Source organism: Affinundibacterium amnicola (genome assembly GCF_014284275.1).
Taxonomy (GTDB): Bacteria; Pseudomonadota; Gammaproteobacteria; order Burkholderiales; family Burkholderiaceae_D; genus Undibacterium; species Undibacterium amnicola.
Genome location: NZ_JACOFU010000008.1, coordinates 20,206 through 40,554 on the forward strand (window position 1 = coordinate 20,206; position 20,349 = coordinate 40,554).

Sequence of the window (20,349 nt, forward strand, 5' to 3'; positions counted from 1 at the left end):
GCATTGATTTTAAATTTCGACAAGAACCAGAACAACTAACATCGTTACATGAATTTAGATTTTCTTTTCATTATTGAACAATATGCAGGATATTACGTCTTCTAACATTTTGAGTTGTCAGACGAGATGTAAGTGCGTATGTTTTTTTGGCGAGCTACTGAATCTGATTTCATGCATATATCTGAATAAACAAAGAAAATAGACATATCACTACAACAAAAACTCATTCACCAAAATTCAATCAAAATATCTGAAAATCATCATTTTCAGCTCTATAAGCATAGATTCATTCTTGACTGTGCTTAACTACCGTCATCAAAAGCCATCAAGTAGTTTGCAATAGTTTAAATATCTTTATCAAATGACGAAGTAAGCAATCGAAAAAGAAACAGCCCTATCGCACGTGCGACAGGGCTGTTAATTTTAAACATGCGCCGTTCAATATCCTACAAAATACTTATCTGAACGGCATTTCCGATTTCTCGTTTTTTTCTATCTTAAAATTTCTAAGAATTAGAATTTATGGTCATACTGCACGGTAATACGACCAGAACGTCCTGCGTTATAAGCATTAACACCGCCATACAATGCTGATTGAATCTTAGCACCTGTGTTATACACTTCATTCACTTTGGTTACGTATTGATTATCGAATAAGTTAAAAATATCCATTTTGACAGACATACCTTTCAAGAAATCAGGCTTGTAAGCTAAATTGACATCGATCTGATTTTCCCATGCAGTCCGTCCCAAGCTACCACGCGGTGTTACAACGTTCTTCGTGTAGTCAGCACCACCACCACAGAAGAAATTCGCATTAGAGTAATTTGGGTTGTACGGATCAGCCGGATTTGGCGGGATAGAATGCGAACCTTGGCAAGAAATTGGACGACCAGAAGCCAATATCAAATTTGCACCGATAGTGAGCTGGCTAGAGATGTCATAAAAACCGAAGGCTTTTATTTGATGTGTTCTATCGTTTGGCAATAAACCATCACCACCAATTGCCTGCTCTTTGTAATCCCAAGTAGCAGTCATAGCGATATCACCTTGTGCACCATTACCATCGGATCGGGTTTGACCTTCTGTATTACCTTTATTACGTGACAAGGTGTAGTTGACACGACCATACCAGCCATTGACATACGGATGTTCAACAAAGAAATCAAGAGCTGCATATGAACGAGTCGCCTTAGGGAAACCTAAGTCTGCTGCTGTTAACGCTACCGTGTGATACTTTTTACGCGCTTGTGCAGGATCGGCATCAGCGAAATCGACAATAAAGGTATTATTCAGTCCTGGATTGAATAATTGGCAACCATGTGGCTCTTCAGCACCTGAGTAATTACTATAGTCAACATTGTTTTTCTTCGCCCAAGCCACAAATGGGCGATTGTCGCAAAGATCATCGATTGAGGACTTGAGCAAACGGTAAGTACCTTTAACACCGAAATTCAAGCTTGTAGAGTGTGCTTTTTCGAAGCCAAGGCTAATTTCATCTTGATAGTTCGATTTCAAACCTTTGGCTGCAAGCGTCTTACCATCATATGGTTGACCATACTCACCATTTTGCGAAATTGGCTTACTTATCTCCGTAAGACCTGTAGGTAAACCATTCGAATCTGTACCTGTATATACATAGTATTGAGAAGTATTTAATGGACCATTCGCTCCACGCAATGCCATCATTGCTGGCAATGGCACATTATATCGACCTGCACTTCCAAATACTTTCAAAGAAGCATCATTATTAACATCCCATACCGCTTGGAAACGAGGGGCAATCTGATTCTTCATTTCAATATACTTCTCTTTACTACTATTGGCATTAAAATAAGATTCTGCACGCAAACCAAACGTCAACAAAATATTTTTGGTTGCTTGATATCTATCTTCGATGTACTGAGCATTCTGTCCAGCGTAGGCGTTCGAAATTGTTTTATTAAGATTTTTACCTACATAATAACCTTCAGCCGCAAAACCACCATATGGAGTCAAAGGTGGTAACACGCCACCAGCAACAGGTGTATTGCCAGATGGTGTTAATGAACGTGCGTAAACCCAAGACCCGCCACCAGCTGTCTGTGAGCCATGATTTAATGAGCTCATTTCTACTTTATCAATACCACCACGGATAGTGTGCTGACCAATACGGTATTCCAAATCCAAACGATAGGACTTCACATCTGACTTTGCATCAGGGCTAATTTGGGCAGCAGTAATGGTTTGACCTGAATTATAGTTTAAGCCTTTTACACGATTATCTGGTTCAGCAAAGACTTGAAACAGATTTGGGTTGTATCCTGCAGGTACTTGCTTTAAGGATTGCTTCGTTTGTCCAGCCAAAGCTGTCAATGTTAAGTTGTCCGTGAAATTACCGATGTAACGCAGAATCTTGGAAGAACCGCCGTTTGAACCTTCGGTCAATTCTCTGTAATTGGAGGAATTTACCTTTGTTCCAACAACTCTAGTGTCGTAATTGTACGATTTATATCTTTCATCAGTTTTTGGCAAATCACCTAGTGCTGTGAATTCGATGCGATGATCGTCTGAAATATTCCAATCCAGTTTAGCCATGTAGCGATGCAGCTTGTTTTCTCTTTCAAACCATCCATTGCCCGCTAAGCTAGTAGAAGTTCTGGCTTGATTTACACCGGAAGTTTCAGTGCGCGTCGCTTCCGCTGACACAAACATAAACAATTTATCTTCGATAATCGGACCACCAACATAAGCACCCAACAGCATTACATCAGCCTTGTTGTCTTCACGGCGCACGTTTAAAGTACCGTCGGTCGCCTTTGTGTTAGTTGCGCCAATCACTGGATAGTACAAATCCTTCGGCTTTGAGCGGAAAGCGTTAGGTGACCAAGATGCCATTGCACCTGTCTCCCACTTATTTGTACCACTCTTGGTAGTAACGTTTACAACACCACCAACCGAACGGCCGAATTCTGCGCCAAATCCACCGACTAAAACTTGCGCCTGTGAAATTGCACCAAAAGGTAATTCGGAAGAACCAAGTTGATTAAATGAGTTGGTGACTGCGTAACCATTGATGTAGTAGGAGTTCTCAGACGCGCCACCACCGGCGAAACTAGCCGCAGGATAACCAGGATCTGATTTCGTGGTATTTGGTGCTAACTGAACAACTGCTTGAATATTACGACCGATTGGCAACTTATCAAGTTCTTTTGCAGTAAAGGTCGCGCCGTTACTCGCGTTGGTCACATCTATGCGAGTACGTTTTGCGGAAACTTGTACCGTTTGCACACCAGCTGTACTCAAAATTGCTTCTGAACCTTGGCCAGCTAATACTTCAACAGTGCCTGAGCTAACGATGGACTTGTCTTTCAAAGCAGTGACTTCGTATGGGCCAGGCTGCAAAGCAGTAGCTTGAAATCTACCGTCAGCTCCAATTGTGGCCGTACGTATTGAATTTGTCGCTGTGTTCTTAATGATAACGTTATTCGCTGAGCCAGGAACCACACTTCCGTGCAAAGTACCCGCGGCGTTTGACTGAGCCATCGCCTCAGGCATTACGCCAATAGTCAAAACGCTTGCACCAAATGCCAAAACCAAGGCATGTGCAACTAAGCTTTTCTTGAAAATAATATTTCTTTTAGACATGTAATTACCTTTTAAATTTATTAACCAAATTCCGTGTTTGGATAAAGCCATAGCAACTTCGATTTGTTGGTCGACACAGCCTTAAACGCACACCCAACTTTATTGAAATTAACAGAAGAATGTGGACATGTAACAAGATTTCATTGCGAAAATTACATTTCAATTGCAGAGATAACAAACTATGAAATTGCAGGAAAAGTCGCTCTAAGATGAAAACATTTTTTGACTCTAACTGTCAATTTGATTCAAAAATGATTACCAATGAAATTACTGAAAATCATCATTTAAATGAAATCTGATTTATCTATTTTAAGAAATATTCCTATGTAAAATTGTACTTTATTTATATTTCCCAATGAAAAATCACAATAAATTCGACAAATATGGCTTTAAGCAGATTTTTATTTAGCTACATCTTTCGCCGACACATATTAATCAGGCATTTCAGATATGACTTTTTCTGCAACTTGAATCGAACAAAAATACAACACTTTAATCGTTAGTATGCACGTCAACAAAATCAAGAATGCTGCTATCAATCACCAATATCGAGTGTTTTTTGTCAATGATCAGTATTAATATCTTGCGGGTAGTGAGAGAGTCATTTGGGTAGCTACTCTAAGTGACCTTAGTCAAACTCTATTTAAAGCAACGCCACACTTATATATCCGTATATCGGTCGCTCACCACACTTGGCGAACTCTAAAAACCTACAGAAAAAGAGGTTCACCATCTAACCTAGGCATCAGTTCAACGGCACAAAAAAAAAGCCCGATGAGAAACTCATCGGGCTTTTTCACTCATTACAACAACCAATTCCCATCCATACAGGATGAGAATCTAAGCTCTTAGAACTCGTAACGGCCTGTGAAGCGAATTGAACGTGGTGCTTGGAAAGAAGTTGGTTGTCCATAGTTAGGATTACGTTTGCCGATCGCAACCGTATCCCGACTGTAGTCGTTCTGTTCAACGACTTCTACCGGACGTTGGCTATTGAATAGATTGAAAATATCCATTGCCAAAGTCAACTTACCATGAGCAATTTTTGGCATGTAGGCCAATTGGAAGTCAACTGTTCCAATCCATGGCGTTTCGCCGGCAGTTCCGCGAGGTACCAGAACAGATTTGCCTTCTTTATTCAAACAATAGTAAGACGAAGCTGTTGTGTAGTTTTGGGCATCACTGTAGTCAGGGCGATATGAAGGTACGTAACCGATACAACTAGTTGGACGACCAGAAGTCACCATCGCATTGAAACCTGCACGTAAGGTATCGGTAATCGCATAATTACCAAATACTTTGAAGGTATGACGGCGATCATTCGACAAACGACCATCAGAACCATCTGTTAACGAACCAAAGTCGAAATCTTGTGTAATACCAGCATCTTCTTGGTTAATAACAGAGTTCACATAACCTTCGGCAGTACCTGTGGTTTTCGATAATACATAAGACGCACTCATACCCCACTTGCCATCATATGGACGATCTAATGTGAATTCCAATGAATTGTGCAGACGTGTGTACTTCGCCAAGCCTAAGTACTTTGCTGGTACAGTCGATTGAACCAATTTTCCATCATTATTCACGTCAATCATCAAAGTAACGTCATTACCAGGATTGACCATCATGCAAGTAGCCATCGTGCTTGAGTCAAACTTTGTATAACCCTTGTCTTTTGCCCAATTTTCAAAACCAATATGCGAGCAGTAGTCATCCATACCATCATTGATACGACGGTGTATGCCTTTTACGCCAACAACCCATTCTTTAGTGATCGCACGTTGGAAACCAAGCATCACTTCGTCTTGGTTCATAGGCTTCAAATTAATGTCAGCAATCGTTGCTGGATTTGGCAAAGAGCCATCACTTGTAATTTGCGGCGTACCTATAGACGCAGTGAGTCCCACTGGCGCTTGAGTGACTGGATCTTTCGAAGTGTAACCATAAAATTGCTGTACGAAAGATTCGCCACGTGTGGCACGAATATTTGTATTTGATGCCACTGGGATAAAGTAGCGTCCCAAATTACCGAATACTTTGGTATCACCCGCGCCAGTTAAATCATAAGCAAAGCCTAAACGAGGCGCAAGCATACGATCTTTTTTGATAAAGCTAATACCATCAGCATTTTTATTATCAAAAGTTTCAGCGCGCAATCCACCTGAAACGAATAAAGCCTTACTGACTTTCCAGTTATCTTCAACATAGAAAGCGGAGTTATTCACTTCAAATGCACCTGAAGTCGAAGCGCTTGTACGACCACGTACATACCCTTTACCTGGAGCAACAGCACCAGCTACACCATTCACAGTGCCAGTTGGATTACCATTGTAATAACGCCAGTAAACGCCACCTGTGTATGGTGTTGAACCCGCTTGTGTTGATGTGAATCGTTGGTTATCTACACCTGCTCGAATGTTGTGATTGCCAATGTTGTAATCAATATCAAAACGATATGCACGGCGCTCATCTTTATCATCCGGTGCATTTGTGTCACGAACAGTAGGACCTGGGAATGGGCCAGACCAGCAGCCAACTTCATTTAACGCTTCATCAAGAACAACGGGGCAGCTTAAGGATTTGCGTGAATCAGTCACTCGACCCAAAAGATGATCAACTTTACCGACCAATCCAGATACTGTCAGATTATCTGTCACGTAGGCCGTGTATTTACCAATCAACACACTACCGCCGGACTCAACATTCCGAGTAACTTTTTCACCAACGTGACGTGTTGTATAAAAATATTGTGGATCTGAAACGAGTACACCTTCAGCATTTTTAATTTTTGGATGAGTATATGAATAAATATCAGACTCGTCCTTATTGGAGATCGCTGTCAATTCTAAACGATGCATATCAGATGGCGTGAAATCCAACTTGATCATGCCATTTGGCTTACCGCCTTTTGAATTACTACTACTGTCTTTACCGAAGCTATTTGCACTAAAGCGATCTGCAGTCACTAAACCGTAAACAAACAAGGTATCTTTAATGATCGGTCCACCGATATAAGCATTTGCTGTAACGGAGTCGGAAGTTCTGCCATCGTTGTAAATCGACCATTTACTGTCCGGAAACTCTGGATCAAGGTTTCTAACATTTTTACGGTCACTTACGAATGCATTTGGATTCCAATAGACTGAGGCACCGCCCTTCCATTGATTTGTACCACGCTTAGTGGACAAAGACACAATACCACCGAGTGAGCGACCATATTCCGCGCCATAGCCACCGGATTTAATTTGCTGAGAGCCGATTGCATCAAACGGCAAGTTTGCGTAAGAAAGGAAATTACGAATATTTGTTACGTCAAAGCCATTGATGTAATAACCATTTTCCGCTACCGATGCACCACCAAAGGAAGGCAAATTACCTGCGCCTAAGTTAGGATCGCCCTTAGAAACGCCTGGAGCCAACATCGCAACAGCGTTAGGATCTTTAGCAACCGGCAAAGCAGACATTTGTTCTGCAGTAAATACCGTACTAGTTTCGGTACTATTCAAGTCGATCATTACGCGACGACCAGAAACAACCACTGTTTGCGGCGCATCATTGGTCGTCATAACGACGCTTGTGCCTGAACCAATTGCTACAGTGATTTCTTTTGTGATACCAGCAGATGTGATTTTATAAACACCAGGAGGCATCTTGGAAACGCTGAAACTACCATTACTATCGACGGTTACCACACGGCTCGATCCATTTTCAGGACTCACGATAGTAACTTTTTCACCCGCCTTGCCTTTACCATTAATTGAACCCTCGGCGCTTTGACCGTACGCTGTGCCTGTGGCAAGCATACCGACAGCAATTGCAATCGCACTGAGGCGAATACTGGAAGCTTTAAATTTCATTATTTCTCCTGAAAAACCATTTATTAATCATTATGTAGATGTTTTCTACTCAATTGGAACACGTCACCTGAGTTCAGCTATACCAAATTTTGTGCGTCCTAATCGACCCGCTCAATTTATGTCTTTTGCATTGCCTCAAACCAATATTAATAAAAACACGCTTTACTCAGTAATTAATACAGCAAGCCACTGATCAAATCGAATTTGCTTTTTTAAACATCGCTACAAGTAACAAAAAACCTCTCGTATGAGACCATTTTTTATCTTTGAATGTCAATTTTCTTAAACCAAAAAAAGACACTTTCACATACTTAAAATACATATTTACATTTACATGACAATTTAGTTAATCTAATTAAAATTCAGATAATTACCGGAGAAACACCATTCAATAACTTGGTATCACTATCATTTCTCCAATTTTATTCGGTTTTTTAAAGTGAAAAATTTCTTTGAAATAACAAAAAACCACGATTTCGATACTCTATTTTTTTGTCAAAATGTGCGATAAAACAACAGAGTAACAACATAGCTAATTCTTCAATCAATTTATTTCATGAAAAAAGAGGATTAGCCCCCCCCAAGAATCACCTCGACGAACAAGTATTAAATAATTAATTACGTTCTTTTTTTGTTTGATTTTTTTCATTTCGCTGTAGCAATATGTAAAAAAACTTCGCTGCGATGTCGTCTTACGACCACAAAATGTACTTTCAATTTACGAACATTGGGATAATCTTCGCCAGATTATGAATTTATATAAATGATATTTAGCTTTATTTCGTTATATATAGCTCAAAATTACTGTGACAGGTTCCAACATCAAACGTGTTGATAAAGAAGGCACATCTCCAATTCAAACCATTACAGCAAAAGAAATCGCCGAAAGCGGTGCTGGTAATATTGCGGAATTGATGAAACAGGTTCCATCTATGGGCTCCGACATCAACCAAGATTTAACGGGTGGCACTTTTGCAGCCGGTGTATCCACTGCATCTTTACGTGGCTTGGGCTCCACTTCAACCTTGATCTTGTTAAATGGTCGTCGTATGACACCATCTGCTTATGCAGATCCAAACAACGGTAACTCCACGTTATATGACTTGAACAGTATTCCTTTAAGTGCCATTGAACGCGTTGAGATTTTCAAAGACGGTGCATCTGCGGTGTATGGTTCCGATGCTATCGGTGGTGTTATTAACTTCATCACAAAACGTAATTTCCGTGGTGCGGAAGGTGGCGTTAATATCGCTGCAAATGATGATGGAAAATTCGGTCGTAAGCGTGCGAATGCAACTTTCGGCATGGGTGACTTCGAAAGCAATGGCTACAATGCATTCTTCGCCGTTGACTACTCAAAGCGTGACCGCGTTGCACGTGCGGATGTAACGGATATCGAATACGATAAATATTTGATCATGAATGGTCGCTATGCTTCTCCGTACTCTAGTTCAGTTCTAAGTATGCATGGTTTCAAAAAGAAACAGCACCAGGCAGCCGTAACTTTGGCGTAACCCGTGCAACAATGGGCACCAACCTGATTACAGATATGAGCTGCCCCGACTCTCAAAAATTAACCCTTGGCGCACGCGAAGCCATCTTGCCAACAAGTATTTTGTTTGGCCGTACAATCTGTAACTACAATGCAGATTTGTATAGCGAAGCGCAAGGTGAAGCAACAGACTTGAGCGTGATGGGCGTAGGTAGCTTGAAAATTACTGAAAACGTCAGTGCTTTTGCTGAAGTAGCGTACACAAAATCTGAGCGTCCATACACTGGCGCTGGTGCAACTCTAGGAACTGGCCAAACCACGAATTTTAATTCCTCAGGTATCGCTGACCCATTCCAGATTATTTTACCGATCGGTCATCCAGACAATCCATTCCCAACTGCACGCGCATCTGTTTCTGTTCGCTTGGAAGACAAATTGCGTACACAAACTACGACCAATGAAAATGCTCGTGCAATGGCAGGTTTGAAGGGGTCTAACTATGGTTTCGATTGGGAAACTGCAGTGTTGTGGAATCGTTCAGAACGTTTGCAAGAATATGACAATTTCTTCTACATTCCAACTCTGAAGAAAATCAATACCGGCACTTCCATGGCAACCTTGTTCAAAGATCCAACGTTGACCAAAGATGTTAAGAACAAAGGTAGTGCTGAAATTATGCAGTGGGATGCAAAAGCGACAACTGAATTTGGTAAATTGGGTGGCGGTGCAATTGGCTTGGCAACTGGTGTTGAGTTCCGCGAAGAACGCATTGTTTTAGCGCCTGATGCTGACTTAGCAGCAGGGAATATCTTGGGCTTAGCAAATTCAGTCATCGATGGTAGCCGCAAAGTTTCATCAGCGTTTATCGAATTGCGTACACCATTCTTGAAAAACTTTGAAATGGACTTCGCAGGTCGTTTCGATAAATACCCAGGCATCAAAGCCAATTTCGTACCTAAAGTCGGTGCAAAATGGAATGTTAACGATAGCTTGTCTTTCCGTAGCACTTACGCCGAAGGATTCCGTGCTCCAGCGCTGGTTCAAGTTTTACCGGGTGGCTCACAATTCTTCTTGAGTGGCTTGTGGGATCCGAAGCGTTGCGAAGATGACGAACAAACACCGAAGCCAAATGCAACTGCGGCCGACTGTTCAAAATCAGCTTCTGGTACAGGTGGTGCGAATCCGGATCTGAAGCCAGAGACCGCGAAGAGCTATTCTTTTGGTCTGATCTTTTCTCCAACACGTAATTTCGACGTGTTAGTAGACTGGTACAAGATTCGTAAAGAAGGCGAAGTCATGTTGGGCAGCGAATTCCAAGCTTTGAAGGATGAAGACCGCTTCCCGCAAAACATTATTCGTGATCCTAACCCAGTTAACTGGGTAACAAAAGATGGCGTTCCAGTGCCAGGTACAGGTCCATTGTTATCCGTTAAGTTACCTTGGATTAACCAAGGTGCAACTGAAGTTACTGGTCTTGATGTTGAAATGCGTATGCGTAATAACTTAGGTACTTGGGGTAACTTGTCCTCCACGTTCCGTGGCTCTTACCAAATTTCATACAAAATCGCCCAAGTTCTTGGCGATGTTGAAAACAACGTAGCTGGTAAGCGTCCTGGTTTGTATGACTGGAACTTGAGCAGTGGTCCTGATACACCACGCTTCAAAGGTGGTTTATCAACGAACTGGTCACAAGGTCCGCACAGTGTTTCTGGATCAATTGCCTATGTTGGCAGCGTTTCATTAATGCGTAATCGCGATGCTGGAACAATTTATCCAGCTGAGTTCTGCCATTACGGTACAAGAAAGGCGACCGATGCAGTGCCAAATCGTAATACTTCTAACCCACGTTTTGAAGAATTCGAAGAAAGCTGCAAAGTGCCAGATTGGACGACAGTTGGTTTGGGTTACACCTACACTGGTTTCAAGAATTTAGGCTTGTCTATCAACATCGCCAATATTTTCGATTCCAAAGCACCATATGACCCAGCTTACGCAACCTCTGGTTACAACACTGGTTTGCATAACAACCGCGGTCGTTATTTCACTCTCAGTGCGAACTACAAGTTTAACTAAGTTTGTGCACAATGAAAGTTAAGGTCTGAACTGACTTAACTGACCACATCAAACGCCCCGGCAACGGGGCGTTTGTGTTTACACAGCATGAATATAAATGCTTATTTTTCTCAAAAGGAAATTCGTTAAGCATCGTTTTAATTATTACCTGGGAACTTCATATGAAAATATCTAAATGGAAAAGTCTGTTGATTGCAGCCTTTATCTGCTGTAGTTCAATTGTGCAGGCAGAAACCAAAGCACTTCCACCAATTGAAAGCTTCTTTAAATTAAATAATTTTGGCGGAGCAAATCTTGCTCCCGACGGCAAACATGTAGCGCTACTTATGGCAGGCCCCGATCAGCGTTTAGCATTGGCAGTTATGGACACGGCCACCAATAAACTACAGGTGATCGCAAAGTACTCCAATCTGGATATTGTGAGCGTCACGTGGATCAATAACCATAGACTGGCTTACACCATGGGTGACCGTCAATTGGCGGCTGGCCAACAGAGAATGGGACCTGGTCTTATCGCTATCGATAAAGACGGTAAAAATGAACGTGAAATTATTGAACGCAATAATACTGGTAGTGCAAAATTCAGGGTTCTAGGTCCGCGTTATCAATTCTATGGAGCGGTTGGAACGCCTGATTCGAACGATATCTTTGTCATTCAAGGTAGTGGAACGCGCAAAAACCCATCTGCGACCTTAATGCGTGTCAACACCACAGATGGCGTAATGACAGGTATTAATAGTCCGCTTAACACCAGCGGTTTCATGGTAGACGGCAAAGGTGAATTACGCCTTGCTGTTCGACGCATTGAGAAACAAACTGCGATTCTCTACAAAGACCCTAAAAATGAAACTTGGCGTACCCTAATCGAGTTTGATAATGTCAATGAGGACGGATTCAGCCCAACTGCGATTGCGCCAGATGGAACTTTATATGTCACCTCGCACAATGGCAGCGATACGAAATCTGTGTACAAATACGATTTGGAAAACAATCGCATTATTCCGACGCCATTAGTGGAACTAACAGGATTTGACTTTAATGGCGGTCTAATATTCAGTAGATCACTCAATAAGCTCATTGGTGTACGCTATGAAACTGATGCTCAAGGAACTGCTTGGCTGGATGAAAGCTTTAAGAAAATTCAGGAAAAGGTTGACGCCCTGTTACCGAATACCATCAATCGAATTACCCCTCCTCGCGATGGTGGTGAGGTTGTTCAAGTTAGTTCTTTCTCAGACACGATTCCAGGTTTATCGTTTATCTACAATACCGTCAGCGGAAAATTATCCCCGCTAGGAATCAGCCGCCCAGAGATCGATGAACGTCAAATGTCTTACAAAAATTTTGTAAGAATTAAAGCACGTGATGGCTTAGAAATTCCAACTTACATCACATTACCAAGAAATTCTAATGGCAAAAATTTGCCTTTGATCGTGATGGTTCACGGAGGCCCGTATGTACGTGGTGGATCTTGGGGTTGGGACCCACAAGTTCAGTTATTAGCATCACGCGGTTATGCTGTTATTGAGCCAGATTTCCGTGGCAGTGAGGGCTATGGTAAGAAACTATTTCAATCTGGCTGGAAACAATGGGGATTGAAGATGCAAGACGACCTTGACGATGCTCGTCAGTGGGCAATCGATCAAGGCTACGCTGATCCCAATCGTGTTTGTATGGCAGGCGCAAGCTATGGCGGTTACGCCACTTTAATGGGTTTGATTCGTAATCCAGATTTATATCGTTGTGGCATTAGTTGGGTTGGCGTATCAGATATCAATCTTTTATATGACGTTTCTTGGAGCGACAATTCTGAACAATGGCAAAAATACGGCATGCCATTCCTGATCGGTGACCAAGAAAAAGACGCGGCGCAACTTAAAGCAACTTCACCATTAGAACAAGCCGCCCGCCTAAAAAATCCTTTAATCTTAGCTTACGGTGCTGCTGATTATCGTGTTCCACTTGTACACGGAACTAAGTTCTACGATGCAATCAAAGATCATAATAAAGACGTTGAATGGATCGTCTATAAAGACGAAGGTCATGGGTGGCGTCGCTTAGATAACAATTTAGATTTCTGGAGCCGTGTCGAGAAGTTCCTAGAAAAGCATCTACAAAAGAAATAAGTAAATCAACAGTAAGGGTGAATAGATCTATCGATTCACCCTTATTTCCTTCAGATTAAAGAAGACGACGATATTCGGTCATCAAGTAAACAAAATCTGCCCTTCAGCAATACCAATTAGTGCCAACGCTGCTTGCGTATCAGTTGGCGTGACCGACTTGGCGATCTCAATACCTTGCTTAATCGAAGTTATATCATCAAGATAATTCAGACCCCAATCGACTGCAAATTTATTCGCGACCAAGGCCTTATTATCAAGCAAATCTGCAACCCAACCCCAAGTGACATCGCCCTTATAACTATGCGCACTGTCCAAAATTCCATGCACCACACTACCACGAGTCTGACCTGCACTTAACAAACCAGTCCAATATGCTAAGCCACCAGCATCTGCGCCATCTGTTCGTCCCAGTACATTTTTGTAAATCACATTGATAAAATTTTGATTTGACATATTTGCGGTGTATTCGGTCAAATCACCATACTCAAGCGCGGCACCATAGAATGAATTGGCAATATCAGTTAAGGATCTACCCGATTTAAATTCATCTATCCAATAATTTAATCCATTCGCATCTGGAACACGATTGAAGAAGGCGACGTACAATTCCTGCAGCGATTTCAATACTGTCGCCGGCAGGCTAGATGCGTTATGACGAATAGACAAATTCAGCGAGAAATCTTGAAACTGAATATTTTCAATATTTCTCAAAGCCCACATGTCTGATTCTTGCATGCCAAGCATCATGGTGCCCGTCTCTAAGCGATGTAACTGCAACTGAGGCAAATTCGACAAGGTCAATCCAAACTTCATGACATCGTTGCCCGCTCCGCCATCAAAATAGATCTTTTTAATTGTTTGGACATCAGGAATTTCAATCAAATTTTTGGCATCCGTGAAACGCAAAATTTGATTCGCATCCATCACATTGGAAACATAATTTACAGCGCTGATATCTTTGACTGCGACGCGTTCGCTAATGATTTCGACTTGTTGCGTTGAGCTTAAATTTTTCCGTATGATGCCGCTATTATCGATGGTAGTCAGGCTAAATGAGTTTCCACTGTTGTACACACCATGGCCATAACCGTCCAATACAGTCTTTTGCGAGCCATTGGCCAACACCATCGCGCCAGATTTCCACGTATAAGACAACAAACCATTATTCGGAGTAGCGGCACTGTACATACCTGGAAAAACCGAGCCTACCGACAGATAATCACCAATGGATTGATAGTATTTCAACGCGAAGGCTTCTTTTTGTGGAGCGCTAAATGGCACATCCAGATACAGCATTTTTGAATTCTGTGTAGCACGCCAAATTCCATTTGAACGGTAATAACCACCTTCATATGTGCCAATCACACCCAACTCACCATCAGCGTACCCCATCCAGTCTTGCCAGGGAATACGACTTAAAGAATCTGTTACGTGTGCACTATTCCGAAACTCCGAATTAGTCGTTGGAAAATCTTTGGCCACTACCGAGTCCACGTATTCGTCCTGCAAATTAGCAAAGCTATGACCAATCTCATGCAATGCCAACTCTGACGCCAATCGATTACCCGCCGACGCCCACGCAATGGAACCGCCAGCACCACCATATAAAGGCGTATTCACTAATACGATAATTAATTCGTGTGCATCTGGCGTCAGTGCTCCAGCAACTTCGCGTTCAACTTTAGCACCATCACCATAAAGTAAGCGTCCATCACTACCATGTTGCGTTGCTTCAAAATATGTTTTTACCTGAATATTATTATTCGGTTGATCGGTACCCGATTGTTCAGACGCAAAAAAGAGCGCTGTCGCATTAAAGAATCCTTGATAATCTGAAAACGGCGCGTTCAGGCGCGCATTATCTTTACTCAAAAAACTCGTGATAAACGTATTGGCATCATCAATAAACTTATCACGCTCTGCCAAAGTATACCCTTCGGCAACGATCACAATGTCAACACGCTTTGCACTGTCTCCCGTTTTTAAAATAGGAATAATATCTGCCATGATGCGTTCAATTCTCACAATGAAAAGTCATTGTTTAATATTACGCTAAATTCATTCATTCGTGAATTTTCGAGTAACCTGTTCGAAAGCATTTAATTTGTCAAATTTTGTGTCACATTGATGTAAATTCGCCAAAACTTAGAATACATCTTAATTGAACTAAGGATCAGTTCGATACTCAATATGCTGATGATATGAAGTAGCTGTAAGGTAAAAAATCATTCATGGAACTATTATGCAAAAAATCAAAATCATTGTTGCCCTGCTCTCTACGATAAGTAGCTTCAGTATTGCTGCTGAAAATCATTTCCGCGTAACTCCCGCACCCGCTCGCCAAGAAGGGCAAGGTCCATACACGCAGTTAATTTTAAGAGAAGTCACTGTCATCAACGGCACAGGCGCTCCTGCATTTGGTCCGGCAGACATTGTCATTGAAGGCAATAAAATTACCCAAGTCGCGATTGTTGGTACGCCGACTTCCAACGTCCGTAGCGGGCGACCTAAGTTGAAAGATGGTGGTAAAGAATTAAATCTGGCTGGGCATTACGTCATGCCTGGCATCGTCGATATGCATGGACACATCGGCGGTAGTGAACAAGGTACGCCTGCAGAATATGTTTACAAACTATGGCTAGGGCACGGCATTACGACGATCAGAGATCCGTCCTGTGGTAATGGCTTAGCGTTCTGTCTGGATGAAAAAAAACGCAGTGCCGCCAATCAAATTACCGCGCCACGGATTCTTGCTTACCCCTATTTTGGACAAGGACAAAAAACCGCATTTACAGAGCCTGAACAAGCGCGAGCTTGGGTTCGTGAAATGAAAAAACAGGGAGCTGATGGTTTGAAATGTTTTGGCTATCGCCCAGATATCTTGCAAGCCGCGTTGGACGAAATCAAAAAACAAGGGATGCGTTCCGCTTGCCATCATGCACAAATCGATGTGGCGCGCGTGAATGTTTTAAATACCGCGCGTTGGGGTTTAACTACCATGGAACATTGGTATGGGCTACCTGAAGCCTTGTTTGATGGGCAAACGGTGCAAGATTATCCTGCTGATTATAATTATCAAAACGAACAACAACGCTTCGGCCAAGCAGGACGCTTGTGGTCGCAAGCAGCGAAGCCTGGCAGTGCAAAATGGAATGCCGTGATGGATGAGTTGCTTAAACTCGATTTTACGATTGATCCAACCTTTACCATTTATCAGGCAACCCGCGATGTCATGCGCGCACGCCGTGCTGACTGGCACGATGAGTACACGCTACCGAGTTTAAGCAAATTCTTTACTGCCAATCCCGATTCACATGGCTCATTTTTCTTTGATTGGGGAACCGAAGAAGAAGTCGCGTGGAAAGAAAATTATCGCTTATGGATGCGCTTCGTCAACGAATATAAAAACCGTGGTGGGCGCGTCACAGTGGGCTCTGACTCTGGTTACATTTACAAAGTATATGGCTTTGGAACCATAGAAGAATTAGAACTATTACGTGAAGCTGGCTTTCATCCTTTAGAAGTCATGAAGGCAGCAACACTCTCAGGAGCAGAAGCTTTGGGCATGCAACAAAGCATAGGCAGCATCGAACCTGGTAAGTTAGCAGACCTCGCCATTTTGGATGAAAATCCTTTAGCCAACTTTAAAGTGCTATATGGCACAGGCCATATGCGCCTTGATAAAACGGGTAAAGTGAATCAAGTCGGCGGCGTTAAATACACAGTCAAGGACGGTATCATTTACGATGCCAAGCAGCTCTTGAGTGATGTCAGAAAAATCGTCAACAAAGCGAAACAAGAGAGTGACAGAAAGCTAGTTCAGTAAGATAATCAAAGACCACGCTAGCCTGACATAATCCGCTTCGAATCCCGGTACATCACGATGTTCAAGATGCAAATCGTAGGCCAGCCAGTTCGAAGAAAAATTTGCGCTATTTAAATTTATAAGTTCATCAAAAAAATGCACAATGTCTGATGATTCACAACTGATCGCGATTGATCAACTCAAAATTGGTATGTTCATCAAGCTCGATTTGAGTTGGTTTGAACATTCCTTTCCGATGAGTTCGTTTAAGATCACAAATCAAAGTCAGTTGAATGAATTACACGCCTTAAATCTCAAGCACGTACGCTATATTCCGTCCAAATCAGACCTGCTGTCGACAAGTGCACCTAACAAAGTCAACAAACAAACACTAACAGAGAATATTCCCGTATCGGCACAGATTTTCGATAACATCATCGAAGCGAAGCGAGCACGCTTTGAAAAGTTAAGCAAACAACGTGAAGAACTGGCACGTTGTGAAGAGAAATTCGTACAAGCGGCAAACGTTGTTCGAAGCATTAACAAAACGATTTTTTCTCAACCTGAACAAACAATCAAAGAAGCCAATAAATTGGTCGATAGCGTGGCCGAAGTTTTTCTCAATTCCAACGACACCGTGATGCACTTAATTCAACAGACCGGTGCCAATGAAGAGCTTTATTTTCACACCTTGAATGTTTCCGTATTAGCGATGATGCTGGCAAGTGAGATGAAATGTACAGAAGCACAAATTAAGTCTGTTGGCTTGGCGGCCTTGTTTCATGATCTTGGCAAAGTGAATGTGCCAGAAAAGATTCTGAATAAAACAGAACCGCTCACCAAGCCAGAACAAAATTTCTTCGAATTACATACGCAATATGGCGTTGATGTCGGACAAAAAGCCGGGCTTCCCAGCATCGTCTTAGAGGTGATAGAAAATCATCACGAGCACATGGATGGAAGTGGTTACCCTAAAAAGATCAAAGGCGATGCAATCCGCATGCCGACTCGCATCGTGACCATCGCCAATGTGTATGACAATCTCTGCAACCACATTGATCCCAGTCAATCGCTAACACCACACGAAGCGCTATCATTAATGTATGCGCATAAACGGGCGCAATTCGATCCTTCAGTCATGGCGACCATGATTAAAAGTTTGGGCGTCTACCCGCCAGGCACCATTGTTCGCCTATCGAATGAAGCGATAGGTTTGGTGATGAATGTGAATGTTGGCAAACCTCTGCGTCCACGAGTACTAGTGTACGACGCCGACATTCCTAAGGAAGATGCGATCATTCTGGATCTGGCGGAAGAAGGTAGTGACTTATCGATTAGTGCCAGTATCCGCCCCGGTGTATTACCAAAAGCGATCTTTGACTATCTGAACCCACGCAAACGCGTTAATTACTACTTCGATTCAACTTCTAAAAAATCCGGGAATCATCCTCAAAATGGCGGCGCTTGAGGAATCATGATGACAACGAGCCTGTCTTCACTAAACAACCAAGTGTTACAGCATATTTTGCAACACATCGATCAAGCATTGATCGTTGTCTCTGCTAATGAACTGGTGATTTTAGAAGTCAATCAACGCAGTTGCGAGATGCTAGGGCGCACACGTCAAGAGCTGATTGGGCAAGCGCTGTCCAGTATTGAATGTGCCTTACAAGATCTGTTTTTTTGGGACGACATTAACGCCAATCCACCACTGAGCGGTCAACGAATTGCTGAGAGTGAATGGCTAACCGCTGATGGTTTAGCACTGCCGATAGAAAAACGCGTGTCTGGATTCCAAGATACAAACACAAATTATTGGCTCATTCAGGTAGAAGATTTGACAGCGCGTCGTCACATCATACAAGAGCAAATTCAACTTGCATCGCAATTGCAAAGCTCCTTAGAAGCAACCGCGGAAGGTATTTTGTCCGTTGACCTGCAAGGCAAAGTCGTCAATTTGAATCGTCGTTTTGCCGCCATGTGGGGGCTCAGTGATGAGCTCATTGTGACGCGGGATGGTGTCGCGATGATGGGTCACGTTCACTCTTGCTTACACGATGCTGAGGCGTTTACTGCCCAATTAGCTTACTTAAAAGCCCATCCGGAATCTGAAAGCGAAGACAATCTGAGCTTACTGGACGGCCGTCATTTTATTTCGGTATCCAAACCTGAATATCTGCGTGACAGATTGGTCGGACGGGTATTTAGCGTGCGCGATATTAGCGCGATGAAAAAAGTTGAGCACGAATTAGTGGATGCTCTGGCACTGGCAGAACAAGCAGTGCAAGAAAAATCACAGATGTTAGATGCGCTCAAATTAAGCGAATCACGCCTGCGTCGCCTGATTAACTCAAGCATGATCGGCATCTTCCAAGGCGATATGCGTGGCCATCTAACTTTAGCCAATGACGTGCTCTTAGAGTTACTTGGTGTAGAACGTCACGAGTTAGTCAACAATCAGGTTCAATGGCTTCAACTAACCTCACCAGCCTATCACCAAGCACACCAAGCTGCGCTAAAAGAGTTGCAAGAATATGGGCACACCGTTCCTTTCGAAGCAGAACTGAGCCGCTCAGATGGCAGCAAAATCCCCGTGATGGTTGGGCTTGCACAACTCGAAGGTTCACGCTTCGAATGGGTTGGTTTTGTGTTGGATCTAACAGCACAAAAAAATGCCGATAGAGTAAAAGCAGAATTTATCTCGGTGGTCAGCCACGAACTACGTACACCACTAACTTCGATACGAGGCGCACTGGGTCTGCTTGAACACGGTGCAGCTGGAAATCTATCTCCCAAGATTCAACATTTAATTCAAATAGCGCACAGAAATAGTCAACGCTTAGGTAACCTGGTCAACGATTTACTTGATATGGAAAAACTCGTTTCAGGGAAAATGGAATTCAAATCAGAAGGAATCGATTTATGTTTACTCACACAACAAGCCATTGAAGCTACGAGTAATTACGCAGCAGCACTTGGAGTACATTATCATTTTCAAGAACCTGAAACGACGGCAAATGTCAAAGGCGATCCACAAAGAGTCATGCAAGTATTTGCGAATCTCTTATCCAATGCAGCGAAGTTTTCACCAAAATCAGCAGCGGTTGAAGTGCGTCTGCTGTGCCAACAAAATCACTGGCGCGTCGAGGTTGAAGACAAAGGTGCTGGCATCCCGCTTGAGTTCCGCGATCAAATATTTTCTAAATTTGCACAGGCCGATGGCTCTAACACCCGTCAACAAGGCGGTACTGGATTGGGTTTAAATATTGCGAAATCGTTTGTTGAGAAAATGGGTGGCGAAATCGGTTTCGATAGCGAAGTAGGTAAAGGTAGTTTGTTTTGGTTCACGCTGCCATCGAACTAGGA

At 42.6% G+C, this 20,349-nt stretch carries 9 protein-coding genes; 6 read left to right on the plus strand and 3 right to left on the minus strand.

Annotated elements, in window-relative coordinates; translation table 11 throughout:
- Positions 1-513: 513 nt before the first annotated feature.
- Both H8K33_RS16430 and H8K33_RS16435 read right to left on the minus strand, forming a co-directional pair.
- Positions 514-3,627 (minus strand): TonB-dependent receptor, encoded by a 3,114-nt coding sequence (locus tag H8K33_RS16430; RefSeq protein WP_222613464.1) that lies wholly within the window; start codon positions 3,625-3,627, stop codon positions 514-516.
- An 848-nt stretch (positions 3,628-4,475) separates the two neighbouring features.
- Complete coding sequence (locus H8K33_RS16435; protein ID WP_186892151.1) at positions 4,476-7,487, minus strand: TonB-dependent receptor; 3,012 nt, start codon at positions 7,485-7,487, stop codon at positions 4,476-4,478.
- A gap of 806 nt (positions 7,488-8,293) precedes the next feature.
- Here H8K33_RS16435 and H8K33_RS16440 point away from each other — a divergent pair.
- From H8K33_RS16440 to H8K33_RS16450, 3 genes are all read left to right on the plus strand, one after another.
- Positions 8,294-9,001, plus strand: coding sequence for a TonB-dependent receptor plug domain-containing protein (locus tag H8K33_RS16440; protein ID WP_186892152.1), 708 nt, complete (start codon positions 8,294-8,296; stop codon positions 8,999-9,001).
- Between the two features lie 35 nt (positions 9,002-9,036).
- Positions 9,037-11,052, plus strand: a complete 2,016-nt coding sequence (locus H8K33_RS16445) for a TonB-dependent receptor domain-containing protein (protein WP_222613465.1) — start codon at positions 9,037-9,039, stop codon at positions 11,050-11,052.
- A gap of 161 nt (positions 11,053-11,213) precedes the next feature.
- Entirely contained in the window at positions 11,214-13,178 is a 1,965-nt protein-coding gene (locus H8K33_RS16450; RefSeq protein ID WP_186892154.1) for a S9 family peptidase, read from the plus strand.
- An 81-nt stretch (positions 13,179-13,259) separates the two neighbouring features.
- On the opposite strand, the gene H8K33_RS16455 is transcribed toward H8K33_RS16450, so the two are convergent.
- On the minus strand, positions 13,260-15,185 hold the full coding sequence (locus H8K33_RS16455; protein WP_186892155.1) for a M64 family metallopeptidase: 1,926 nt from the start codon (positions 15,183-15,185) through the stop codon (positions 13,260-13,262).
- Between the two features lie 235 nt (positions 15,186-15,420).
- Here H8K33_RS16455 and H8K33_RS16460 point away from each other — a divergent pair, with 235 nt between their 5' ends.
- The 3 genes from H8K33_RS16460 (at position 15,421) to H8K33_RS16470 (ending at position 20,347) form a co-directional block, all read left to right on the plus strand.
- The gene (locus tag H8K33_RS16460) at positions 15,421-17,004 is read left to right on the plus strand and encodes an amidohydrolase family protein (RefSeq protein ID WP_186892156.1); all 1,584 of its coding nucleotides are present in this window, start codon (positions 15,421-15,423) and stop codon (positions 17,002-17,004) included.
- 142 nt (positions 17,005-17,146) lie between these two features.
- Complete coding sequence (locus H8K33_RS16465) at positions 17,147-18,451, plus strand: HD-GYP domain-containing protein (protein WP_186892157.1); 1,305 nt, start codon at positions 17,147-17,149, stop codon at positions 18,449-18,451.
- Positions 18,452-18,457: 6 nt separating this feature from the next.
- Complete coding sequence (locus H8K33_RS16470; protein WP_222613466.1) at positions 18,458-20,347, plus strand: PAS domain-containing sensor histidine kinase; 1,890 nt, start codon at positions 18,458-18,460, stop codon at positions 20,345-20,347.
- Positions 20,348-20,349: the final 2 nt, after the last annotated feature.